This window comes from Nicoliella lavandulae, from assembly GCF_037546185.1.
Lineage (GTDB): Bacteria > Bacillota > Bacilli > Lactobacillales > Lactobacillaceae > Nicoliella > Nicoliella lavandulae.
Genome location: NZ_JAWMWH010000001.1, coordinates 853010 through 876160 on the forward strand (window position 1 = coordinate 853010; position 23151 = coordinate 876160).

At 36.9% G+C, this 23151-nt stretch carries 22 protein-coding genes, 2 tRNA genes, 1 other RNA gene and 1 pseudogene; 13 read left to right on the forward strand and 13 right to left on the reverse strand.

Annotated elements, in window-relative coordinates:
- Positions 1 to 281 precede the first annotated feature (281 nt).
- From R4146_RS03935 to R4146_RS03950, 4 genes are all read left to right on the forward strand, one after another.
- Positions 282 to 1673 (forward strand): SNIPE associated domain-containing protein, encoded by a 1392-nt coding sequence (locus R4146_RS03935; RefSeq protein WP_339960132.1) that lies wholly within the window; start codon positions 282 to 284, stop codon positions 1671 to 1673.
- A 137-nt stretch (positions 1674 to 1810) separates the two neighbouring features.
- The gene (locus tag R4146_RS03940) at positions 1811 to 3553 is read left to right on the forward strand and encodes a DUF2075 domain-containing protein (RefSeq protein WP_339960133.1); all 1743 of its coding nucleotides are present in this window, start codon (positions 1811 to 1813) and stop codon (positions 3551 to 3553) included.
- A gap of 66 nt (positions 3554 to 3619) precedes the next feature.
- On the forward strand, positions 3620 to 5236 hold the full coding sequence (locus R4146_RS03945; protein WP_339960134.1) for a DNA/RNA helicase domain-containing protein: 1617 nt from the start codon (positions 3620 to 3622) through the stop codon (positions 5234 to 5236).
- A gap of 167 nt (positions 5237 to 5403) precedes the next feature.
- On the forward strand, positions 5404 to 6279 hold the full coding sequence (locus R4146_RS03950) for a hypothetical protein (RefSeq protein ID WP_339960135.1): 876 nt from the start codon (positions 5404 to 5406) through the stop codon (positions 6277 to 6279).
- Positions 6280 to 6324: 45 nt separating this feature from the next.
- Here the strand turns inward: R4146_RS03950 and R4146_RS03955 are convergent, their stop codons facing one another.
- The 4 genes from R4146_RS03955 to R4146_RS03970 all read right to left on the reverse strand — a co-directional run bounded on the left by R4146_RS03955 (position 6325) and on the right by R4146_RS03970 (position 7953).
- Positions 6325 to 6672 carry a hypothetical protein gene (locus R4146_RS03955; protein WP_339960136.1) on the reverse strand — a complete coding sequence of 116 codons (348 nt, stop codon included), beginning with the start codon at positions 6670 to 6672 and terminating at the stop codon, positions 6325 to 6327.
- Positions 6656 to 7048: a TetR/AcrR family transcriptional regulator gene (locus tag R4146_RS03960; protein ID WP_339960137.1), complete on the reverse strand. Its 393-nt coding sequence runs from the start codon at positions 7046 to 7048 to the stop codon at positions 6656 to 6658. The genes R4146_RS03955 and R4146_RS03960 overlap by 17 nt, the downstream gene beginning before the upstream one ends.
- A gap of 77 nt (positions 7049 to 7125) precedes the next feature.
- A complete protein-coding gene (locus tag R4146_RS03965; protein ID WP_339960138.1) occupies positions 7126 to 7410 on the reverse strand; it encodes a YciI family protein in 285 nt (94 codons plus the stop codon).
- A gap of 9 nt (positions 7411 to 7419) precedes the next feature.
- Positions 7420 to 7953, reverse strand: a complete 534-nt coding sequence (locus R4146_RS03970) for an NAD(P)H-dependent oxidoreductase (RefSeq protein ID WP_339960139.1) — start codon at positions 7951 to 7953, stop codon at positions 7420 to 7422.
- A 124-nt stretch (positions 7954 to 8077) separates the two neighbouring features.
- On the opposite strand from R4146_RS03970, the pseudogene R4146_RS03975 reads away from it, so the two are divergent.
- Positions 8078 to 8505: pseudogene (locus tag R4146_RS03975) on the forward strand (MerR family transcriptional regulator).
- A gap of 59 nt (positions 8506 to 8564) precedes the next feature.
- Positions 8565 to 9449, forward strand: a complete 885-nt coding sequence (locus R4146_RS03980) for an EamA family transporter (RefSeq protein ID WP_339960140.1) — start codon at positions 8565 to 8567, stop codon at positions 9447 to 9449.
- 40 nt (positions 9450 to 9489) lie between these two features.
- Here the strand turns inward: R4146_RS03980 and R4146_RS03985 are convergent, their stop codons facing one another.
- From R4146_RS03985 to R4146_RS03995, 3 genes are all read right to left on the reverse strand, one after another.
- On the reverse strand, positions 9490 to 9888 hold the full coding sequence (locus tag R4146_RS03985; RefSeq protein ID WP_339960141.1) for a MerR family transcriptional regulator: 399 nt from the start codon (positions 9886 to 9888) through the stop codon (positions 9490 to 9492).
- Positions 9885 to 11225: an MFS transporter gene (locus tag R4146_RS03990; protein ID WP_339960142.1), complete on the reverse strand. Its 1341-nt coding sequence runs from the start codon at positions 11223 to 11225 to the stop codon at positions 9885 to 9887. The genes R4146_RS03985 and R4146_RS03990 overlap by 4 nt, the downstream gene beginning before the upstream one ends.
- 111 nt (positions 11226 to 11336) lie before the next feature.
- Positions 11337 to 12074: an SDR family oxidoreductase gene (locus R4146_RS03995; protein ID WP_339960143.1), complete on the reverse strand. Its 738-nt coding sequence runs from the start codon at positions 12072 to 12074 to the stop codon at positions 11337 to 11339.
- 85 nt (positions 12075 to 12159) lie between these two features.
- Here R4146_RS03995 and R4146_RS04000 point away from each other — a divergent pair, with 85 nt between their 5' ends.
- Entirely contained in the window at positions 12160 to 12594 is a 435-nt protein-coding gene (locus R4146_RS04000) for a MerR family transcriptional regulator (protein ID WP_339960144.1), read from the forward strand.
- A 120-nt stretch (positions 12595 to 12714) separates the two neighbouring features.
- Here R4146_RS04000 and R4146_RS04005 read toward each other — a convergent pair whose 3' ends face one another.
- The 3 genes from R4146_RS04005 to R4146_RS04015 all read right to left on the reverse strand — a co-directional run bounded on the left by R4146_RS04005 (position 12715) and on the right by R4146_RS04015 (position 16217).
- On the reverse strand, positions 12715 to 14346 hold the full coding sequence (locus tag R4146_RS04005; protein WP_339960145.1) for a glycosyltransferase family 2 protein: 1632 nt from the start codon (positions 14344 to 14346) through the stop codon (positions 12715 to 12717).
- Between the two features lie 356 nt (positions 14347 to 14702).
- Positions 14703 to 15662, reverse strand: coding sequence for an NAD(P)H-quinone oxidoreductase (locus tag R4146_RS04010; protein WP_339960146.1), 960 nt, complete (start codon positions 15660 to 15662; stop codon positions 14703 to 14705).
- Between the two features lie 75 nt (positions 15663 to 15737).
- Positions 15738 to 16217: a DUF2798 domain-containing protein gene (locus tag R4146_RS04015; protein WP_339960147.1), complete on the reverse strand. Its 480-nt coding sequence runs from the start codon at positions 16215 to 16217 to the stop codon at positions 15738 to 15740.
- A 200-nt stretch (positions 16218 to 16417) separates the two neighbouring features.
- Here R4146_RS04015 and eno point away from each other — a divergent pair, with 200 nt between their 5' ends.
- The 4 genes from eno to R4146_RS04035 all read left to right on the forward strand — a co-directional run bounded on the left by eno (position 16418) and on the right by R4146_RS04035 (position 20492).
- Positions 16418 to 17710, forward strand: a complete 1293-nt coding sequence (gene eno, locus R4146_RS04020) for a phosphopyruvate hydratase (RefSeq protein WP_339960148.1) — start codon at positions 16418 to 16420, stop codon at positions 17708 to 17710.
- 142 nt (positions 17711 to 17852) lie between these two features.
- Positions 17853 to 19148: an MFS transporter gene (locus tag R4146_RS04025; RefSeq protein WP_339960149.1), complete on the forward strand. Its 1296-nt coding sequence runs from the start codon at positions 17853 to 17855 to the stop codon at positions 19146 to 19148.
- 36 nt (positions 19149 to 19184) lie between these two features.
- The gene (locus tag R4146_RS04030) at positions 19185 to 19475 is read left to right on the forward strand and encodes a hypothetical protein (protein ID WP_339960150.1); all 291 of its coding nucleotides are present in this window, start codon (positions 19185 to 19187) and stop codon (positions 19473 to 19475) included.
- Positions 19476 to 19565: 90 nt separating this feature from the next.
- Positions 19566 to 20492, forward strand: coding sequence for a DMT family transporter (locus tag R4146_RS04035; RefSeq protein ID WP_373695335.1), 927 nt, complete (start codon positions 19566 to 19568; stop codon positions 20490 to 20492).
- Between the two features lie 464 nt (positions 20493 to 20956).
- Here the strand turns inward: R4146_RS04035 and ssrA are convergent.
- Positions 20957 to 21330: a transfer-messenger RNA gene (ssrA, locus tag R4146_RS04040) on the reverse strand.
- Positions 21331 to 21476: 146 nt separating this feature from the next.
- On the opposite strand from ssrA, the gene R4146_RS04045 reads away from it, so the two are divergent.
- Entirely contained in the window at positions 21477 to 22169 is a 693-nt protein-coding gene (locus R4146_RS04045) for a hypothetical protein (RefSeq protein WP_339960152.1), read from the forward strand.
- 30 nt (positions 22170 to 22199) lie between these two features.
- Here the strand turns inward: R4146_RS04045 and R4146_RS04050 are convergent, their stop codons facing one another.
- Together R4146_RS04050 and R4146_RS04055 are read right to left on the reverse strand one after the other, a co-directional pair.
- Positions 22200 to 22661: a hypothetical protein gene (locus tag R4146_RS04050; protein ID WP_339960153.1), complete on the reverse strand. Its 462-nt coding sequence runs from the start codon at positions 22659 to 22661 to the stop codon at positions 22200 to 22202.
- A 156-nt stretch (positions 22662 to 22817) separates the two neighbouring features.
- Positions 22818 to 22891: transfer RNA gene (locus R4146_RS04055), tRNA-Glu, on the reverse strand.
- A 133-nt stretch (positions 22892 to 23024) separates the two neighbouring features.
- On the opposite strand from R4146_RS04055, the gene R4146_RS04060 reads away from it, so the two are divergent.
- Positions 23025 to 23096: transfer RNA gene (locus R4146_RS04060), tRNA-Gln, on the forward strand.
- Positions 23097 to 23151 lie beyond the last annotated feature (55 nt).

Sequence of the window (23151 nt, forward strand, 5' to 3'; positions counted from 1 at the left end):
CTATAGTTGTTAGATCAAATCTAATGATTATAGGGTGCTTTTTTGATTGAATGTGCTTTTGTAAGAAGTTGTACGTTCTTAAAAATACTTGAAATCTATTATTAAAAACGAGTCTTTAGGACTAATTCAATAGGTATTGTATTATTTTCAACTTTCATCATCTTTTGATTCTATTTACTGTATCTATAAATAATTATTCATATTTTTATGCGTTAATTATACTTTTAGTTCTTATATGATATAATTAATAAATATACATTTAAGCTATAGGAGAGTTAAGAATGAATAAAGTGTTTAAATGGCTAAAAGATGCCATTAATGTTAACTATTTTAAAAAGAAAGTGACTGAATTGAACGACGAGGTTAGTTCACTTACTAAATTAAATGATGACTTAAAAGATAAAATTAATCAAAAGCTATCATTAAAAGAAATGGAAGCATATGAATTAATTAATCTAGTTGGTGATAAAAAGAAAGAAATTGATGTATTAGATGTTGATATATCTAAACAAAAAGAAAAATTAAAATTGGTTATGGATAAAATAAAAGAAGAAAATGAAGTCATTGAAAATCTAAAAGCTAAAATTGGCGATTTAGATTCTGATTCAGAAATAGCTGATTATGGGCTTTACAATCCTAACTATGAATTCCAATCTACTTGGCAGTATAAAAATGAATTGGATGATCTTCGCAAAAGCCAAAAAGAAATGATTAAAGACAAAACAGCAGTTAACTATAATTCAAATTGGACCGTTAATAATAGTAAGGCGCTTGGAAGAAAAATGGTTAATAACGAGATAAAAGCCATTTTAAGAAGCTTCAATAATGAATGTGATGAGGCTATAAAGAAGGTAAGGCACGGTAATTATGAAAGAATTGAAAAAAGAATTAATAAATCTTTTGAACAACATAATAAAATTTATGCTGTTACTGAGATTAGCTTAAGTCATAATTATTTAAAACTAAAATTAAGAGAGCTTAAGCTGGCATTTGAATATCAACAGAAGAAAGAAGAAGAAAAAGAAGAGCTTCGTGAACAAAGAAGAATTGAACGAGAAAATGCTGCTTTAAAGCGAGAGGCTGAAAAGCAACAAAAGAAACTTCAAAAAGATGTTGACCATTATCAAAAAGCAATTAATGAGCTACAGGAGAGATCAAATCAAGAAAAAGAAAATCAAGGGCTAAAGGATGAAATTGAAAAACTAAAAAGACAAATTTCTGACAAAGAAAATGAATCTAATGATTTGGATAGTCGTATATATAATGCTAAAGCAGGGTATGTTTACATTATCTCTAATATTGGAGCCTTTGGAAAAAACATATTTAAAATTGGTGTTACAAGACGTATGAAACCGGAAGAACGAGTTAATGAGTTAAGTAGTGCTTCAGTACCATTTAAGTTTGATGTTCATGCCTTTGTATATAGTTCGGATGCCTTTGCATTGGAAAATAAACTTCACCAAAGATTTAATGATAATCGTGTGAACCTAGTTAATAACCGAAAGGAATTTTTCAGAATCGGTATTGATGAAATTAAAGATGAATTGAAAAAATATGATAATGTCACTGTAGACTTTAATGAGTTCCCAGAAGCAGATGAATATCGACAAACTAAAAAGATAGAATCGAACAACAAATCTAAAGATGAACTTGATGCTGTATTATCAAGTTAAGTGTAAAAATAAGAAGTTAGCTTATAGCTTTCTTCTTATTTTTTATTCACACGTGTACTTTGGGTTACAAATAATATAAAATATGCATTAAGATAACAATTACATATTGAGTTTAAATCGATTAGGTGGTTATTTATATGGATAAGTATCCAATTATCAAAGAAGTTAAATATAAGAAGAACAGTCTAACTAAATTAAAGAATCAGTTGAAAAACAATTTAGATGATCAACGAATTATTTTTAAATTCCCGACTGTCTATATTATTTTGGACAAAGTTGGCTCTGGATATCATGCATATGTTGGAGAGACTAATGACATTGAACGCAGAACTAATCAGCATTTAGTTGAAAAACGTTCTGATTTTTTAAGTCTATCTAATGATAAAGCGAATATGTTAGTCATTGGTCATGATCATTTTAATAAGTCATTAACAATGGATATTGAAAACCGAATGATGATGTATTTATTGAGTTCAGATAAAATCAGTCGACTTAACAATCGACGTACCAATAATCAGGAGCAGTACTACACCTATGAAGAATTGAACCCCATTTTTTCAAAAATATGGCGTCAATTACATCATATAAACTCAGATGTTTTCCCAGCTGAAGAAGTAATTAAGGTTTCATCATTATTTAAATCATCACCATTTCATAAGTTAACTCCAGAACAGTATCAAGCTGCTGAAAAAATCGAAATTCGAATTAATCAGTTATTAAATGAATATAAGGGCCAAGAAACGGGAACTCTGTTAATGGTCGAAGGTGCAGCTGGAACTGGCAAAACGGTTTTACTTAGTCAATTGTTTAATAGCCTAAATAAATCGCAAGTTGATAATAATGCACATCATCCCAAGTCATATATTTTAGTTAATCATGAGGAACAAGTTCATGTTTATCAAAGAATTGCTAGTAAGTTAGGACTTGATAAGTTAGATCCACTTATTGCTAATAAGCCATCTAACTTTTTAAATCAGCATCCGTTAAGTGAAGGAAAAGTAGATGTAGTATTAGTAGACGAGGCACACCTACTTTGGACGCAAAGTATTCAAGCATATCAAGGTGGCAATCAGTTAACAGAATTACTGCAACACGCTAAAGTCGTTGTTGCTGTTTTTGATCCTAACCAAATTTTAACTACAACTGGATATATTACGCCAGATCACATTGAAAAAATGGAAGCGCAGGCGAGTTCGAAAAATAATTTGATTCATTTAAATAATCAAATTCGAATTAAAGCATCTTTGGATACGTTGCGGTGGATTGATGATTTAATCTTCAATAGAAAAATTGATAAAATTCCTAATGATAGTCGTTATGATTTAAAAATTGCCCGTAATGCGAAAGATATGTATGATTCTATTCGAAGTCATAATTCTAAGGAAGAAAATGATCGTAAAGGATTGTCTAGAATGATTGCGACGTATGATTGGGATTATAAGATTAAAAAACCGGAACAAGGTGGTAACTGGTTAGTTCGGGCTGGAAATTTAACATTGCCATGGAACACTCAACTACCAAAAGTACGTGGCTTTGCAAAACTACCTTGGGTGGAACAACCACAAACAATTGATGAGATTGGATCTACATTTACGATTCAAGGGTTTGATCTAAACTACGCAGGATTAATAATTGGTCCATCGGTAAAATATCGAAATGGAAAAATTATTTATGATGCTGCAGCTAGTAAAAATAAGAAGGCAACTAAGCGTAGGACTTTAGATAATGGTGAAAGGAAGGATGTATCTGAAGAACTACTGCAAAATGAATTAAATGTTTTGATGAAACGGGGAGTCAATGGTTTATATATCTATGCGGTGGATGATGAATTAAGAGCAGCTTTATTAAAAGCCAGTGATCGTAATCACATCTTAAAATAGTTAGTATTAAAAAATTTAACGTCAAATATTAATATACTAATATTGATGGGCAATGGAGCAATTTTAATGGCGAATGGATTTATAACGAAAGAATTTAAAATTAAAAAGGGAAATGGTGAGTTGATCCCGTCCCATGACAGAATAACCAGTCGGGATGAACTAAAATTAACTCGTGGTGATGTTATTTATGTTTATCATGGTGATAGAAACATTTATGTCGGGCAAACTAAGCACTTTAAAGATAGACATGCGGAACATCTAAAAGAACCTAATCGTAGATATCTTAATGGTAAATATTTAGAAGTAATGATTGATTTTGGAAAACTAATAAATCAACAGTCATTGGATGATATTGAAAAGCAGTTAATTACGTATATTACATCTGACTACGATGGTTCTAGAATGATGATTGATAATAACACGTCTGGGAATACATCAGAGTCTTATGATAATAAGGACAATGTCTTTTTCAATGTAATTAAACCGTTTTGGAGTATTTTATATAATCGAGGTTATGTGAAGCATGAATCGCTAACTGATATTCAAAAGTCAATCCTATTTAAGTACTCCCCATTTAATGCATTGCCTAACGATAAGGTTCAAATTATTAATACAATTGCTAATCAACCTGGTAATTACGTTATTAGTGGGTTAGCTGGGACTGGTAAGACTGTTATTTTGACTAATTTAGCAGCGTTAATTAATAAAAAGTTTCCTAACGCTAAAATTGGCATTGTGGTGAAAAGTAACTGGAAAAAGACCGGTGAAAAAATATTTAATGCCTATAATGTTGATAATATTGAAGTAACAAGTGCTTTGTCGTTGATTAGATCAAAAAAGAAGTATGATTTTATTATTGTTGATGAATCGCATCGACTTAGAAGATATTATTCTAAGGGGCAACATACGACGATGGATATTTTTAAGGATAAAAATGGCAATTATGATGAGAATGCAAACGAATTAAAAATGTTAGGTGCACTTACTGATAATTTAATATTGTTATATGATCCATCACAACAAATAAGGCCCAATGATATCCCTAGAAAAGACTATCAAAAGTATATTTATAATAATGGTTTTAAACGTTTTAAGCTAAAGTCCGAGTATCGAATTAACGTTAATGATGATTCAGAAAATGAATATACTAGTGATGATTTTATTAATGGAATTCTTTCATTTCTCCAAATCGAATCACGACCCTTTAATAAGGCATTGTTTAGAGAGTACCTTAATTGTACTGAACCCAATTATGATGCTTACTTTGGAGTAGTGGATTCGATTACGGAATTATTTGATTATCTTACTTATAACGAAAACTATGACCCTGGATCCCAAAATCGGGTAATGGGCGGATACACTAGAAAATGGGTCAGCCGAAAAAACAAGGAAGCATATGACTGGATCGAATCGGATGATGCTAAGTGGCGTTGGAACTCTACTAATGAAGATTGGATTAATAAAAAGAATTCAAGAAATGAGATTGGCTCAATTCATGCTGTTCAAGGAATTGATTTAAATTATGCTGGAGTGATTATCTCCAAAGATATTACCGTTACTGATGATGGTAAAATTATTGCTGTAAAGGATAATTATATGGATACTAACGGCAAATTTAAAAAAATGATTTTGATGACGAAGCTTTTACTGATTTTATTAAACATATTTACTACGTGCTTTTAACCCGTGGAATTAATGGTGTTCGAATCTATTTTGAAGATGATAAATTGAGAAACTATTTTGAAAAATTTATGGAATTTGATCAATAACTACCCAAGCCACTTTCATTGAATCCATTCCCCCAATTCACTATACTTAAATCACAAATATATCCAAAGAGGAGCATAGCAATGACAAAACACTTTCCGTTCTTAGACCATGTAGTATTTGATAATTACAATCTGAATGACCACTTTATCGATATCATTGGTAAACACAATCGAGTGCAACTGGACAATGAATTTGAACAGTTCCAAGTATTACTGCTGGCTAAGTCCGGACAGGTGTACGCGCTCACTTGGGGCCGCCAACCATTAAACCATGGTAAATCAGTTCAACGTGGCACCGATGGCTTTAAGATTTTTGCACAGCTCATCCATGAACTATCTGAGTATGTAGATGTGAGTGCTACTAAGTTTTCGTTTCGAAATGATAACTTCTTATATTGGCAAATTGAAGCGGCTAACCAATATGATGAACAACAGTTGGATGCGATGGATTTGGTTGGTAAAACTTCATTGATTCGGGATGTTCGCATTCCTGGTAGCGTGATTAAAAATTATCAACTCCTTTATGATCAACAAGTGTTAATGATTGAATACAAGGGCTTTGAAGACTATCCGGACTTAATTGAAGATGACTTCATCCAAGTAGAGTATTACGTTAATCGTATTTCTAACTACTTAACTGATGCTGATCGAGATATCGTGTTAGCTGGTTTCATTAGTGCATGGAATGAAGTGGTCGATCCGATTCAAGTGCTAAAATCTGGCTACCTATCCGTTGAAACAGAGGCTGAATATCGGGCACGGTTAGTTGAATTTGACACCAATGCCTTGGCAAATAAACGCCAAGCATCTTATGACGCCCATGCTAAGCTAGAGAAAGTAATTAATGAATCAGATTCAGAAATGCAATTTTGGAATGATAAATGGTATGTGGTATCCGGCATTAGCCGATTTCCGCTGCTACACGAAATTTGGTTGCAAGATAAAAACATTAACTAAAAAAGGATTCAGGTAACGATGCTACGTTATCTGAGTCCTTTAGTTTTAAATGGCATCATTAATGGCGTCAACTAAATGTTCAGGATTATCAACACCTAGGACTAACCGTTGATAATGCTCATTTTTTAGTTGGATTACTAGTGGTTTATTACCACGCTTGATATTGAAGAATGTTTTTTCGCCATCTTTAACAAAGCTACCAGCCCAATAATTTGGCAGGGCCGTGCCTAGATTTTTAAAACCCTTACTTTCGTTTAAAATTCCGGTATCAATGGATGCACCGGCAACGTTTCTTAATGGAATTACAATTTTGCTTTTTAGCGCCGCAAGCTTGTTCACTCCTTGCGGTAATATGATCAATTGGTCATTAGTTAATTCAACTTTGTTTTCCATTATTTTCATCTCCATGAATAATTCCGCTATGTTTAAGTAGTGCTAACCCAATCTGGGCTGCAATTTGATTACTTTGATTAGATTCATACCAAGCTTGGACAATTTTAAATACCTTTTTACTGCGAGGGGTAACTTCTAGCATCGCAACCATTAGTAATCCCCATTTTAGTTGGTCATCCCTTCCGGCTAAGCTTAATTTTAGGGCGGCAATGAACATTCCCTGTTTGCTACCAAATGTACTGTAAAGACTACCACGTAACAGCCCAGTCCGTTTGACGATATCGTCTAAAGACGTGCCGTTATAGCCGCTCCGGATAAATAATTGTCCAATTTGAGTCAGAACCGTGTGCGGATCAAAGGTTTTAGTTCTTCCCATGCGATTAATATACATTTATTTGACTAAATAGTCAAATAAATGCAAACTTAAAAGCACCTCATTTGAGATGCTTTAGTTTAATGGTCAGCTAGCGTTTGGAAGGGATGGATTTCAATATCCATCATGTTTGCCTTAGTCAATGGATCATTTCTGATCAATGCTTGGGCCGCTTCTTTAGACTCCACTTCATAAACGATTAGGCCTCCGGTGTTATCAGTAGCAGAACCCGCAAAGATGACGTTGTTTAACTGGGCTTGCTGCTTTAAATATGCAATGTGATCCTTAACGATTTGAGTCCGTTCATCAGCTGAACGGCTAGCAGTTTGTTGATTGGGAGTCGCAAATTCAATAAATTTAGGCATGGTAATCACTTATTCTCCCTTCGTAACGTATTCAACGTACTCTTGAGCCCGGCGAGCTAGTTGATCTTCATCTAAGTTTTGCATCACCCCAGGGGTAATGAATGGATTGATGAATTTAGTGCCAATCATGTTGCTCGTGGCTTTAAATGGTGCTAGTAGTGCTTTGATAGTGTAGTTAACGGAACCATCAGGGCGGTAATTTTCAACCGGTGCACCAGCGGAAACGGCCACACCGAGTTGTTTACCGTGGAGTGCATTTCCAGTTGATCCATATGCCCAACCATATAATAAGACAACATCTTCCCACTTTTTCAGTAGGCTAGGTGCACTATACCAGTAAAATGGGAATTGAAAAATGATGCGGTTAGCTGATTCAACTGCTTTTTGTTCAGCTGTAACGTCAATGTTGCCATCTGGATAGAGTGCGTATTCATCTCTAATTGTGATGTTATCATCGTGTTGGTTCTCAACGGCTGCTCGAAAGGCCTGATTGACCCGCGAGCCTTCTAAATTGGGGTGAAATAGTAAAATTAATGTTTTCATGAATTAGGCTCCTTTGATTTTAATGGATATCCTTATTAAACCACCTGGACCTAACTATAGTGCAAGCAATGTGATTAATTATTGATAAAAATTTGACCTGGAGTTAACTTCACCTAATATAATAATGATTAAAGGAAGTGGTTTTGTGGAATTATCAATTACACAATTATGTGCTAAATATGGTGTGCCGATTGAAACCTTACGCTACTATGAACGAATTGGATTAATTCCAAACGTTCCTCGTAGACCCAATGGAAATCGTTACTATAATGATGATTTACAGGAATGGGTCGAAATGGTAGTGTGCCTTCGCCAATCAGGGGTTGCCATCAAGGCGTTGAGGAAGTACATTGAATTAATTAAAATGGAGCGGAACGTGAATCATTATTACAAGAACAAGAGCAATTACTAGTAGCTAAACGTGCTAAGCTAGACGTTTCAATTAACCGTCTTCATCATAAAGTTGGTTTATATAAATCTGGTGAAATCAAAAATCACCATAGTTATTATGAAGAATATGAAATTGAAAAAGACATGCAAAATCATAACTAAGTTTCACTTAATGATGTGGTAGAATAAAGTTACTACATACGTTAGGGAGACGATTGATTTTGAATCAAAAAAAGGGGATTACCTTTGCCGTAGTGGGTTCAATCTGTTGGGGAATGTCAGGAACGATTGCTGAATATCTATTTGCAACGCAGCACGTTTCGCCCTTGTGGTTGGTCGGACTACGATTATTAGTGGCCGGAATATTGTTATTAGCATGGAGTGGCATCATTAAACATGAATCGATCTTTAGTATTTGGCAGGATCGCTCCGCACGCTTACCATTAATCGGGTTTTCATTGCTAGGGATGCTACCATCCCAATTAGCTTACTTTATGGCGATTAAATACGGGAATGCACCGACTGCCACTGTTTTACAGTTCTTAGGGCCTATTTTTATAATTGGGTATCTAACGATTGCCCACCGGAGTTTACCGAGTCGCGTGGACATTGTATCCGTAATCTTAGCGGTCATTGGGACCTTTCTATTAGTTACCAAGGGGCACTTTGACAGCTTAGCGTTGTCGATCGCAGCATTAGCCTGGGGGATTGGTGCTGGATTGAGTCAGGCTTCATACACACTTTTGCCCCGGAAGTTATTAGCCCGTTTTGATGCCCGGTTAGTAGTGGGGTGGGGAATGACGATCGGGAGCCTACCGTTTACGGTCGTATTAGTGCGTGAACCGATGCCTACGTTATCATTTCCAGTGGTGGCTAGTATTTTCTTCATTATTATTTTCGGAACAATGCTAGCATATCTTTTCTACCTCAACAGTGTGAAGTATATTTCACCATCGGCTACGGGGATGCTTAGTTCCTTTGAACCATTGACGGCGACCGTGTTATCAGTAACGTTTTTGAGTACACCGTTATCATTCGTACAAATTATCGGGGGCTTATTCGTAATTGCAACTGTGTTTGTGCAGACCATTTTTAAACATGAATAAAAATCAACTCGCATTTGATCTTTAGAATGCGAGTTTTTAATTACCAATTTTTTGGATTATATGAGTCATCATTATGGTCAGCCATTGTTTGATGGTACTTGGCTAACTTGGCTTCCAAATGTTCGACTTGCTGTTGGGCTTCCCTAACCTTTTGTCTACCAATAGCTAGTTGTTGCTCAATAATTTCTGCTCGTGTGTTAATAGTGGCATCACCATCTAGACATAGTTGAACATATCTTTTTAGATTTTTGATGGACATTCCCGTTTTACGCAGGGCATGGTCACCGAGTAACCAGTTGATGGATTGTTGATCAAAGAGGCGTTCATTGTTCGGACCCCGTTGAATCGATGGGACTAGCCCTTGATCCGTATAGTAGCGAATCGTGTATTGACTGAGTCCAGTTTGTTCAGCTGCTTGTTTAATACTTAATCTTTTCAATATTTTTGTTCCTTTCGTTTAATCCCTAACAGTAATACCAATACTAACAATGCCATAACGGTTAGAATAACTGATTCCATTTGGTACTTATTTTGCACCGTTATGATATTGCTGGTCAACGTAACGGTAATGGCTAGACAGACGGCAGATCCAATTTGTTGTGCCATGTTCAACATTCCAGATGCGGCTCCTGAAATGGAATGATCATGAATGTATGCGATTCCATAGCTAGTTAGTGGAGATATAATGACGCCTTGGCCAAAGCCGATTAGGGCTACTGGAATCAAGAAGGTAATTGAAAAACCGAGATGAAGGGGCAAATAAACCCCAGCAGCAAGACCAATTGCCATTGCGATACTCCCCATGATTGCCGTGTTCGCTAGTCCTAAATGCTGGATGAATTTATCAACGAATAATGATGAGATGAATTGTGGAATCATTTGTGCTAGTAATGCGAATGCAACGACCAATGGTGTGAAGTGGTAGCTACTTTGTAAAATTTCTGGAACTAAGAATAGATACGTAATCATAATTCCAGTATCTAAGAAGCGGGCTAGATATGCAAAGTTTCGAACTGGATTATTAAAAATCGATAGTGGAATCATAGCATTAGTTAACCCATTTTCGTGTTGAATAAAGAGTACCAATAAGATGACTGCCAGGCCCAATGCAATTAAGCGATAAGTAGTACCGTTGATACTATAGACCAAGAGCAGTAGGCCTAGCGATGATAAGATGGTCCCTGTAATGTCTAACTTTTGGTCATCACTAGCCCGGTTACTGATGTATTTGATTGCTAAGCCAATCATAATGAAACTAATGGGGACGTTAATCAAAAATCCATAGCGCCATGATAGGAAAGTATTGATGATTCCACCAAACAAAAACCCAATACTAGCCCCAATTCCTGCAGTAAGTGAATAGTATTGAATTGCCTTGGCACGCATTTGGCCTTGATAGTTATCCATGATAATTGCTAACATCGTGGGCGCTAAAATGGCTGCGCCGATTCCTTGGGCAGCTCTTGCAATAACGATCATGGGAAAGTTGATCGATAATCCTACAATCAGTGAGGTGATTCCAAATAGTAGTAATCCAATGATCAATACTGTTTTGCGGCCCCAAATATCACCTAATCGGCCACCAAATAAAATAAAACTACCAAATGTTAGGGTATAAATGTTAGAAATCCAGTCGATAGTTTGGGAAGTTAAATGGAGCGTCTGTTCAATATAGTCACTACTTGTAAAAACGACCGAGTTATCAATTAAAATCATGAAAAATACTATTAAGACGATTGGTAATACCATCCCGAACTTTTGGCTATGTGCTTGCATTTGAACCGCTTCCTTTATTTTTATAATTACTGTTATTGTAAAGGACTCGAGTAACTAGAAGGCAAGTCAAAAATAAAAACCACACCTAAGATGGGGTGGCTTTTGTAAAGATTAAAGTGATTGACGAGTTGGCCGTACGATTACTTCACTTACGGACATGTTATCAGCAGTGCCAATTGCGTATTCTACCGCGCTAGCTACTTGTGCTGGTTGAAGGCCGTTGATGTTTTTAAAGAAATCTTCTGCAAACTTCTTTTGATCCGCATCATTAATCGAATTAAATAACTCAGTACCAGTGCTACCGGGGGAGATAATGGTGGTTTTAATGTTGTTTTCAGCCTGTTCCATTCTAAGACCGTCCATAATTGCACGAACTGCAAACTTGGTACCTGAATAAACCGCAGCATCTGGGCCTACCACGTGACCAGCAACAGAATCAGTAGTAATGACATGGCCGCTTTGTTGTTTTACCATGATTGGTAGTACTGCGGCAATGCCGTTCAATACGCCCATGATATTGATGTCTAACATTTGTTTCCATTCATCACGGCGACCTTCTACTAGTGGAGCCGTAGGCATAATACCGGCGTTGTTGTAGATAACATCGATGCGGCCATACTTTGCAACGGTATCATCGACGACCGCCTTAACTTGATCAAAGTTAGTAACATCGACTTCGTGAGTATCGATGGTAGCATCTGGAAATTGGTTTTTGATGTCGTTCAAACGGTCAATTCGTCTAGCACCCAATACCAATGTTGCATTGTCCTTGGCAAGTAGTTCACTAGTTGCCGCCCCAATTCCGGATGATGCGCCCATGATAATAACGACTTTATTTGATAGATCCATTTTGAAATTCCTCTTTTCTTATTTTTAAGTTATACTAATCATAAAACTTGAGAGTAACTCTCAGTCAATAGGAAAGGACGTACAAATGACTCAATCTGAAATGTGGACGGTAAAACAGGCTGCTAAACGGCTTGGGATTTCTGAACATACCCTGCGTTACTACGCTGATCAAGGATTTGCTCCATCGATGCAACGGGATGCTAATAATCGCCGATTATTCAACCAAAATGCATTAGACTGGCTCCAAGCTTGTCATTATTTGCGGCAAACGGGGATGCCAATTAAGGTAGTCAAACACTATGTAGCACTGTGCTTGCAAGGAAATCGATCACTACAGGAACGGTACCAGTTGATTCAAGAACAACAGCAATTGGCGGTTGAGCAAGTACAAGCTGCTCAACAACGACTCGCTTTTTTGAATGCGAAAGAGAAACTATATCGTGAACAAATGGCTACTAATTCGGTAGATACTTTTAATCCCAACAATTGGTCCAGGAATAACCAGAATCAAGAATGTTAAAAAACAGCTAATCACAAATGTGATAGCTGGTTTTTTGGGAAATAATGAAGCTATCCTTTTAAGCTGATTTTACCGACGTTTTTTTGATCTGGACCTTTGGTCTTATATTTAAAATCAACATTAACTATTCCATTTTAGTGGGTGGTGTTTATTATTATCAGTGCTAAGTGCTAGTTGGTCATAAACTATCAACTGCTGACTTAGTTGTTTTTGTGTCCTTGTTTCTTTATTACTCATTAATGCCATCCATGGTCCCAATAAACCTGGTAAAAATGACATCAGTATCCATGGTGATTTACTTGCAGCGATTACCATCACAATTGTTAAAATTGAAAATAACATTGAGTCTCCATAGTGTTCAAAAATATCCACCACTGTAACTCTATGACCAACTTTAGGTGTTACGTTGAATTTTGCTTTCTTACCTAATAGTGCTAAAATTGTTGATTTAACTGTAATATAATATGATGAACCATACAGTAGAATGCTTTGGATTTCATAAACTAACATTTGACCAATTGTCATTCCATTAGCAACAGAGAATATTCCATCTGGAATTGTTTGACTGAAATAACATAATAATGCCGGTATGAGCATGAAGGCTTGGCTACCAATTTTAATATGTGCTAATGGAAAAACGATGCTACATAATAATAAACTGATGTATTGGAATGCGAAGATTGGCACCGATAATGTGAACGTTAATAAATCTAACTTCTGCGAAATCGTCAAAAGGTTAGTTACTAGCAACTGTTTTCCATACACTTTAAAAAATTCAAAATTAGCTGAGCAGAATTTAACCGAGCGAATCGTTAGAGCGTTCATGTCGATTGGAAATTCTTCGTTCCCGTAAATTTGGGATGCAAATTTAATGTCGAATCCCTGTAAAATGGCCTGAAATGAGACACTTAAGTCTTCAGCCACCATGTGTGGAAACATTCTAATTGCATCCATGCATTCCTTAGATACCATTACCCCATGCCCAAGCCCAATACAAGTCGTTGAACCCTTTAATAATCTGTGTGGTTGCTTACCTGTAGTTGCATCGAGTGGTTTTAGATGCCCACCTTCTGCACTACGGACGGTATTTTGAATCGGCCAAAAAGTATTGGCAGCATGTGAAAACACACTCATAAATTGATTAACATTACGACCACTAATGTGGTTACATTGAAGGATTCCTAGATTATCAGAATAATAAAAGAACTTCAAACACTTTTCTACGAATTGGGGTTCGATCAATTCATCACTATCTAAAATCACAAAATAATCATAAGTACCTTTACCAACTCCTAATAAATAGTGATTTAGGTTTCCTGCTTTAGCATGGGTGTTGTGGCGATCAGATACTAATTTAACGTGTTCATGCACCGCCGCAAACTGTTTTATTTTTGAAATCATAACTGGATCATCACTATTATCTAAAATTATAGTTTCCACGTTATCGTAAGTTTGATGTAAACACGTTTCTAACGCCGACGGAATAAAGTCATTATACGTCGTATATAGCAATTGCACACGCGGGTGAAACGACCTGGGCAGTGGTTGAGCTAATAGTGCTAATTCATGCTCTGCTTCAGCTTTTTTAATCATGGCGTAGCGTAGCGGAATCATTAAGTTATTACATCCAAAATAAAAGAACAATCCGGCAAAAACCTGGTTGAATAAAATTAAGCCGGCATAGACAGGATGACCATGCCGATACGTTGGTAATATACCATCGCGCCAAGTGTAATACTCAAAGGTAGTCATAATAAGCATCCAACTAACTAATATCCACCAATATACAACTGGTTTGGTGCTATATGTTCCACGAATTGTCACATTAACATCTCCTAATACCAATGATTATTTCTATTTAGTTTAATATATTCATCAAATTTTTGATAGATTATATATATTAATAAATTAATTTTTAAATTATGGTATTTTGCGACCTAATATAGGATTATCCTTGATTTTCAATTATTTGGAAATAGTTTGTTATGTTAAGAGAAGATTGGGATGCCAACCGTTATTTTGCTCTAAATTATATTTATTTATACAAAAACACCCCTCGCTTGTAAAAGCTTAAGGGGTGAAAGTAGTTATATATTTAAATAATGAAACTATACTTTTAAGACGATTTTACCGACGTTTTTTTGATCATGCATGTATTTTTGGGCGGACAATGCATCTTGGAGGTCAAATTCGGCACCAACAGTAGGTTCCAATGTTTGATCTGCAAACAATGCCTTAGTCTTAGCCACAAATTCAGCAGTTAATTTAGCCTTGTATTCTGGCGAACGGGTTGATAATAACGTTCCAGTAATACTCATGCGTTTCATCATGATGTAACGGAGATTGACATTGTTAACAATACTGCCGCTTAAATCACCGATTAACACTAATTGCCCATCAGTAGCAACTGAATTGACGTTGGCATTGAAGTAATCAGCGCCGATAAAGTCTAAGACCAAGTCCACGCCACGGTGGTTGGTGATTTTATCGACTTCGGCTTCAAAGTCTTGTTGCTTGTAATCAATTGCATAGTCGGCGCCATTAGCTTTACAAATTGCTGTTTTTTCGGTGCTAGAAGTAGTAATTACAGTAGCATGTTTAATTTGTTTAGCTAATTGAATAGCAGCAGTGCCCACGCCACTAGCACCAGCATGAATCAATACGGTTTGGTTTTCTTGAAGATTACCGATCAAAAAGAGCGTTTGATATGCAGTTAGATAGCTTTCTGGGATACTAGCTCCTTTGGCATAACTAACATCATCAGGAAGGGGAATTAGGCGGTCAGCAGGAACAGATGCAAATTCTGCATAGCCACCTTTATCAACTAATGCTGCCACTCGTTGGCCAACTTTAACGTTTGAATCGCCAGCATCAACGACTTCACCAGCTAATTCTAGTCCTAAAATGGTATCATCTGGTTTACGCTTACCACTAACCCACGCTAAATCAACGTGGTTCACAGCAGTAGCATGAACTTTAATTAACACGTTCCCTGGTTGTAATTCTGGGGTTGGCATGTCGATGATTGGATTGGCTTGTTTTAAACTATTAATTGTAATTGCCTTCATGAAAATGGCTCCTTTGCATAATAAGTTGTAGTTACCGTATTCCAATATAGCAAAATTGTCAATTAAAGTTACTTTTTAATTAGCCCTATTGTCTAAACTAGCTTGAATTTTGTCTAAGAGCATTCGACAGATGGGGCCTACAATGATTAGTTGAAGTGGTAAGGCCATGCAAAGGTTCAATAACCAGGCCCGTCCATACATTGCCCACGAAATGTTGCCGATTCCAAAGGTAACGATGATGCCGAATAATGACATGAATGTTACCATCCCTAAGACCATTAATGATGAGATCCACAAAGCAATTTTAATGGGGGTTTGTTCCCATTCTGGTTTAAAAATGAACTTGAAAAAGACTCCTTTAACCACCGGACCCACTAATGCTAGGTCTAATATTGCTGCTACGATGAGGGCCAATGGATAACCGGCTAAAATTTCACCAATTAAACGTAGACTAGCCCCCTTAGCTAGCATAATATTGTAGGATTCCATGACGATCACCATTAACCCGGCCATCATTCCCGTAAACATCAATTCTTCTTTAAAGTTTCTTGGCATGTAAAACTTCCTCCTTAATTAATCACCGTAGATTACCATAGCACAATTAAATTTTCTTCATAAGTTACAATTATGTTACAAATTAATGCTTGCTTTATGAAATCTTAAGGACAAAACTTTTGAATTATTTTGTTGCTTGTTCTAGTATAAAAATGTAAATTAATTAAACAGAAATAAAATAAATTCAAAGGACTGATTATATGCGTTTAAATGAAGTTTATATTGATCGAATTAAGGGTCGCGAAGTCTTTGATTCTCGTGGGAACCCAACTGTTGAAGCAGATGTAATTTTAACGGACGGTACTTTAGGCCGCGCCGAAGTCCCATCTGGAGCTTCAACTGGTGAAAATGAAGCAATTGAACTCCGTGATGGTGGCAAACGCTTACAAGGTAAGGGTGTTACTAAGGCGGTTGGCCACATTAATAATGAAATTAATAAGGCTTTACATGGAGTCAGTCCTTTTGATCAACGCCAAGTTGATAAAATCATGATTGACTTGGATGGTACGCCTAACAAAGCTAAGTTAGGTGCGAATGCCATCTTAGGTGTTTCTATGGCAACTGCACGGGCTGCTGCTGAATACTACAACGAACCATTATACCGTTACTTAGGTGGGGTGGACATTGAATTACCTCAATCCTTCCATAACGTTATTAATGGTGGTGAACATGCCGATAACGACATTGATGCTCAAGAATTCATGATTACACCATTAAAGAAGGATTCCTTTAGAGATGGGATCAACAAGATTGCCGATGTTTACCATACCTTAAAGAAAGTCTTAGAATCTGAAGGCTTCGAAACTGGGGTTGGTGATGAAGGTGGTTTTGCACCAAACATGAAGCACACTGAAGAAGCAGTTGAAGCTTTATACAAGGCTATTAAGGATGCTGGATACGTTCCTGGTGAAGACATTGGAATCGCAATGGACTTTGCTGCATCTTACTTCTTTGATGCTGACAGTGGTAAGTACAACTTTGAAGGTAAGTCATACACAGCCGAAGAATTTATCGAATACGTTAGCGACTTAGTTGATAAGTACCCCGCAATCATGTCTGTTGAAGATCCAATGGATGAAAATTCATGGGATGATTTCGTTAAGGCTACTAAGCGCTTAGGTGATCGGATTCAAATCGTTGATGATGACTTAATCGTTACTAACCCTAAGTTTATCCGTAAGGCCATTAAGATGGGAGCTGGAAATACCTTCTTAATCAAGTTGAACCAAATTGGAACGGTTTCAGAAACCCTCGAAGCAATTCGGTTAGCTCGTAAGAATGGCTTCCGGACAATGATCAGTCACCGTTCTGGTGAAACTGGTGATACTTTTGTTGCCGACTTTGCCGTTGCTGTTAACGGTGGTGAACTTAAGGCCGGTGCAATGGCTCGTTCCGAACGGGTTGAAAAGTACAATGATATCTTACGGATTGAAGAACAAATGGATGACTTAACTCCAGTTGCGCACTATCCAAATGATGTTGATTTAGATTAATCTCTTTTAAAATAAGTATCAAAGGCCCTGCTATCAATTTAGGTAGCAGGGCCTTTTTTGTACTAAGGTACTAATAATTGCTAAAAGTAGCGCTAAGCCTTAGAATTGATGGATACACAATTTTAAAGAGGGAGGTGACTAAATGAATAATGATCAATCAATTCAATTAACGGATCGCCAGTCGTGGCGGCAAATTTTTAAAGCCATTAGCAGTAACGGGCTTGGCGCATTTGGATTTGGAATCTTCGAATATGGAATTAGTTTTATGTTGCTCCACGCGACTAATTCACCACTGAGCTTCGGGATGGGGATTACCATTTCGCCACTGATGAGCTTGTTATTTTTTATTCCCATTGGTAATTTTGTGGATAACCATGATCATAAACGAATTATCTTTTGGGGGTTTATGCTCCGTATCGTTGGCTTCATTGCCTTGGCATTATCTTTACCGTGGTTTAAGGGCGTGGGGTTATTGATTCCCGTCGGCTTATTTGTGGCCGTTGATTCATTGCTGGTTAACTTACGAAATACCGCCTATTCTGCGTCCATTCGCCAGCTAGTTAACGGAGACATGGTGCCTAAATTAACGTCGTATAACACTGCGATTGCATCTGCATCTAGAATCTTAGCGCCAGTGTTTGGGGTGATTTTGTATTCGTTAATTAGCGTAGAGGGCCTCATTGCCATCGAAGTGGTGGTCACGATGATTGCCATGTTGATCATGATGACCTTACAATTTCATGGAGTGGCACCAAGGGAATCGACCGTGCATTCGGAGTCACAACTACGGCAGTTTAAAGAAGCCATTCACTACATGAAAAAGCGCCCATTCATTCGTGACACGATCATTGCTGAAATTGTGGTCAATTTTTTCTTTACCGCAGTGGTAACTGGAAGCCCGTTCATTATCGTAAACGAGTTGCACCTTAGTAACCAAACGGTGGCCATCATTGAGACCGGGTATTCAGTCGGATATCTTTTAGGAAGCGTCCTAACGAGTCTGCTGAAGAGTCAACATCGCTTTGCCTCACGGATTTTAACATCATTGGTGCTAGTCGGGGTAGCGTTAACGGGTCTAGGAGTTACATTTGCGGTGAGTCGTAGTGCGTTGATCGTTGGAATCTTTGGTTTCTTATTAGCGATGTTAATGGACTTTGCGTTTGCCATCTTTGATCTAGCAATCGAGATTCGCTTACAAAGTACCGTTCACACTAGAATCTTAGGCCGGGTTAGTTCGACCTTATACACAGCTAGTTTTGCAATTATGCCCGTTGGAACGCTGGTTTATACGGGGCTTTTTGATGCCTTCGGTCAGGGAAGCTACATCTTGATTATTAGTGGTGTGATTTTAATTGCGTATGCACTTGGCAGTATTTCACTATTTACTCGTGACATTAAAAAGGATGATCAATTTATTCAGCGGGCTCGAAATAAATGATATGATATAGGTATAACATTAATAGGAGTGAAGATTTTGAAAAAGCTAGTAATGCCATTTTTAATGTGTTTACGTAATGGCAAGTTCAAACCAGATGAAGTGTTTACCGGAGTTGATGATTTAGAAGGGCTCACGATTGAGTTAGCTGCGGTTAACAAGACGAATCAAGAATTGATCAAAGATCCAGATGATAACGATGAATTGAAATTTACGATTGAATCTGCTGATCAATTAATCAGTGCTACCGAATTTAAGATGAGTGAGGTCTTTGAAACTAAGATTGACTTCGAATGGAATGATCACAAATTCCAAATTAGTTTTAAATAGTATGATGAAGGGATGGGTTGAACATCTCTTTTTTATTTGACCTGTATTAACTACACCTGTGTAGAATGAAGCTAATTCGATAAAAGGACAGTGAACAACTTGATTTTGATATTAGGAATTATTGGTGGGATTATTTTACCAATTCAGACGTCGATTAATACTAATTTAAAAGATAATACTAAGGGAACACCGTTTATGGCCTCATTAGGTTCATTCATAGTCGGGACACTTAGCTTATTATTGGCATTGCTTGTGACTAAAACGCCCATATTAGTTCCTGCTTCGGTAATAACTACGCAACCGTGGTGGATTTGGCTCGGTGGTTTATTAGGAATCATTGGTCTAACGGCAAATGTAGTTATTTTTCCATACTTAGGAGCAGTACAAACGGTCATTATGCCAATTCTCGGGCAAATTTTTATGAGTATGTTAATTGATGCATTAGGTTTGTTTGGAACTCCCATCCATTCGTTAACACTAACGCGATTTTTAGGAATTGGATTGTTAATTGTTGGCATTTTAATGGTGATTTTGCAAAAAAATATTAAGCAAGATCAATCGGGGATTAGTAAGTTACCATGGCAAATCATTGGGATCATAGCGGGGATGTTTCAAGCGACCCAAACCCCGATTAATGGTCATTTAGGCCTCGTATTACATTCCGCGGTCCATGCTGCATTTATTTCATTTTTAATCGGTGTAATTGGATTATTTATTATCGTGGCATTTACTGATCATGGCTATGCTAAGTTCAAAAATGCATTTGGTAAGGGGCATCCATGGTGGATTTGGCTTGGTGGATTTTTAGGAGCATTATATGTATTATTTAATGCGATTTTGAGTCCCGTTATTGGAGCCGGTGCTACGGTGGTACTAGTGATTTTAGGAAACTTATTTGGAAGTGTCTTAGTTGATAAGTATGGTTTGCTAGGGGCACCCAAGAAACCCATTACCGTGGCAAAATACATTGGGCTAGTTTTGATGGTCATGGGAGTAACGTTGATTAAATTGTTTTAAGATATAAAAATAGGGATGCGCTGGTTGAGCGTATCCCTTTTATGTTTATTATTAAAACGAGTTTATATTAAATTAGTAGAGTTAGTTTAAGTATTAATGAATACGAAAATTATTAGTGTTGTTTTGGACGTTATATTTCATCCTGCATGGAGGAGTCCATTGTACTTTATTTTAAGTTTTGTGGAAACTGTATCGATGGGTGCTTGTATTATTTATTTTCCAAAAAGAAAACACCTTTAAATAAATGAAGCATATAGCGAGCGTGTAAGCCAGAATGAAAAGGCTACTCAATTAAGAGTAACCTTACATCTCACTACACCCACGGTATTAAATTATCATATAAAATTGAATGTCAAAATGAATGCCATTGAATGCCGATCTATTATCTTTAGTTACATACTTTATTAAACAAAAAAGCTATTATATCAATGTTTTAAACACTGATATAATAGCTTTTTTCTTAGCAATGGAGTCGGCGGGAGTCGAACCCGCGTCCGAGCATATTGCCACCCGAATATCTACGTTCATAGGGATACTATTTGCGCATTCACTAGCCAAAACGCCGTATTCCAGGGCATGCATGACTAGCTAACCTGATTAGTCTCTTCCAGCAACTTCAGGTGGGAGCTGCTGACGTAAGTCCACTGCATATAAAACCCAGTCCCGGCTCATGGACGAAGCCGGCTGGATCACGCTAAGCTACTGTTTAGGCAGCTACAGCGTAAGAGTTTGTATTATTGTTTGCAGTTATAATAGAAAACTGAGCGTTTTTAACGTGGTCGTTGCCACGGAGCGCAATTCAGGCTCAACCTATACCCGTCGAATCCATAACGACCCCGACAGAATACATAGAATATATTATCATAGTTACAAACAAAGTCAAAATGATAAGCTTTTGTTAGCAAACTAATAAATTTCACCAATTCTAGTTTAAATTAAGCTATAATATAAATACTAAGCATCGAATTTAATGAGGTGAATTAATTGAAATCGACTACGATTGCCAGCGAGAAGACGCGCCCGTTCTATGTAAAACTAAAGCGCTCGCCAATGGCTGACTGGTTTATTCCTGAAATTATCAAAAATACTAAAATTAAAAAGCAAAAATTACCGAAGACTTCGCTAAAGGGAGAATTTCAAATTAAACGATTTGGATACTTTCATAAGCATGCTTGGTATTTTTTTGAAAATGATGATGTTACCGGATGGTTACCATTAAAGTCTGTTCGGAATAATTATCGTCGATTAGCTGTTGAACCAGTAACGTCAGATAACCATCAAGTGGTTGCAAGTTATTTAGCAGTAGCGAAAATGATGTTAAACTATGCTGGCGCACCAGTTTCAGATACTGAGATGAATGATTTATTTGAATTGTCAGTAGATGAGGTCCCATTACCTGCTGATTTCTTTACCGTGATTGTGGATCAAATTGGTTCATTTAAAAATCTATCTGGTAAAAAGCTACGCCGATTACGTAGTCATTTACGTAGAGAACGGCCAATTATGATGTGGCTAGGTAGTAATAATAGTCATCCCCAGACAGCCATTTTATTGACTGGTTTTAATAAGAAGGTCTTTTTTTATTTAGACCCATCCACTGGTAATGTTCATGCGATAACTAAAAAGGCCCTCCTTAAAAGATGGAAAGCAGCCCGACATTTAGCAATTAGTTATTAAAAAAGTTTGAGTCGCTAGACTCAAACTTTTTTAATAGGCACCAATGCGATAAGTAACCGTACTTAACCGACTTGGGTTATCCTTAGTGGTAATCCCATATAAGTTATTATTTTTGGCAATCTTGGAAAGTCCATCGACGCCGATCGTAACCTTATCACCGACTTGAAAGGCCTTCATGGAAGTAATGTCGTTGGTAACTGAAGCGTACGTTAATTTGGTTTTAGGATCCTTGATTACAAACGTAGCACTACCTTGGAAACTCTTACCAATCTTGGTAATTTCACCCTTAATTGAATAGTGGTGCATTAAGTACTTCATATTATTAGGTTTAAGCCGAATTAGCTTCTTCTTGGATAGCTTTTCATTGATTGGTTGGTACTTACTGGTGTCAATATTCGTAAATTTTGATTTAACGATTGTGGTTCCAGTTTTACCACAAGCTGACAATAAGAGTGTTAGTGATGCAACCGTGATTAATAATGCTTTTTTCATTCTCTCAATTCTCCCTTGGTAATGGTTCCGCAAAACACATATTGATTTTAAGAATAGGGGGAATGCGTCCAAAAGTCAATTGTAGATGGAATGATTTAAGAAAAATAAAATAAAAAGCCATCAGCCTTAGTAAACACTAAAGCGAATGGCAACTGATCGCCCACACGGGACTCGAACCCGTAACTCCGCCTTGAGAGGGCGACGTCTTAAACCAGTTTGACCAGTGGGCAAAAACTAACATATTTTTAAGTATAGTTTAATCATTTTAGGTTGTCAATTTGAATGCATTGAATTTATGATTTACTCCCCGTTTCATTTGACAGTGATTTTTAAAACCGTTATTATAATTAACGTAATTATTTTTGGGTATTCGCCAAATGGTAAGGCAGAGGACTCTGAATCCTTAATTTACTGGTTCGAGCCCAGTATACCCAATCGATATAAGCCGCTGCTTAAGGCAGCGGCTTATTTTTCTGCTTTAATTGCTTTT

Bases quoted from the DNA above. Each gene is read 5' to 3' on its own strand.
- R4146_RS03935 (WP_339960132.1), top strand. From the start codon at position 282: ATGAATAAAGTGTTTAAATGGCTAAAAGATGCCATTAATGTTAACTAT.
- R4146_RS03940 (WP_339960133.1), top strand. From the start codon at position 1,811: ATGGATAAGTATCCAATTATCAAAGAAGTTAAATATAAGAAGAACAGT.
- R4146_RS03945 (WP_339960134.1), top strand. From the start codon at position 3,620: ATGGCGAATGGATTTATAACGAAAGAATTTAAAATTAAAAAGGGAAAT.
- R4146_RS03950 (WP_339960135.1), top strand. From the start codon at position 5,404: ATGACAAAACACTTTCCGTTCTTAGACCATGTAGTATTTGATAATTAC.
- R4146_RS03955 (WP_339960136.1), bottom strand. From the start codon at position 6,672: ATGGAAAACAAAGTTGAATTAACTAATGACCAATTGATCATATTACCG.
- R4146_RS03960 (WP_339960137.1), bottom strand. From the start codon at position 7,048: ATGGGAAGAACTAAAACCTTTGATCCGCACACGGTTCTGACTCAAATT.
- R4146_RS03965 (WP_339960138.1), bottom strand. From the start codon at position 7,410: ATGCCTAAATTTATTGAATTTGCGACTCCCAATCAACAAACTGCTAGC.
- R4146_RS03970 (WP_339960139.1), bottom strand. From the start codon at position 7,953: ATGAAAACATTAATTTTACTATTTCACCCCAATTTAGAAGGCTCGCGG.
- R4146_RS03990 (WP_339960142.1), bottom strand. From the start codon at position 11,225: ATGCAAGCACATAGCCAAAAGTTCGGGATGGTATTACCAATCGTCTTA.
- R4146_RS03995 (WP_339960143.1), bottom strand. From the start codon at position 12,074: ATGGATCTATCAAATAAAGTCGTTATTATCATGGGCGCATCATCCGGA.
- R4146_RS04000 (WP_339960144.1), top strand. From the start codon at position 12,160: ATGACTCAATCTGAAATGTGGACGGTAAAACAGGCTGCTAAACGGCTT.
- R4146_RS04005 (WP_339960145.1), bottom strand. From the start codon at position 14,346: ATGACTACCTTTGAGTATTACACTTGGCGCGATGGTATATTACCAACG.
- R4146_RS04010 (WP_339960146.1), bottom strand. From the start codon at position 15,662: ATGAAGGCAATTACAATTAATAGTTTAAAACAAGCCAATCCAATCATC.
- R4146_RS04015 (WP_339960147.1), bottom strand. From the start codon at position 16,217: ATGCCAAGAAACTTTAAAGAAGAATTGATGTTTACGGGAATGATGGCC.
- eno (WP_339960148.1), top strand. From the start codon at position 16,418: ATGCGTTTAAATGAAGTTTATATTGATCGAATTAAGGGTCGCGAAGTC.
- R4146_RS04025 (WP_339960149.1), top strand. From the start codon at position 17,853: ATGAATAATGATCAATCAATTCAATTAACGGATCGCCAGTCGTGGCGG.
- R4146_RS04050 (WP_339960153.1), bottom strand. From the start codon at position 22,661: ATGAAAAAAGCATTATTAATCACGGTTGCATCACTAACACTCTTATTG.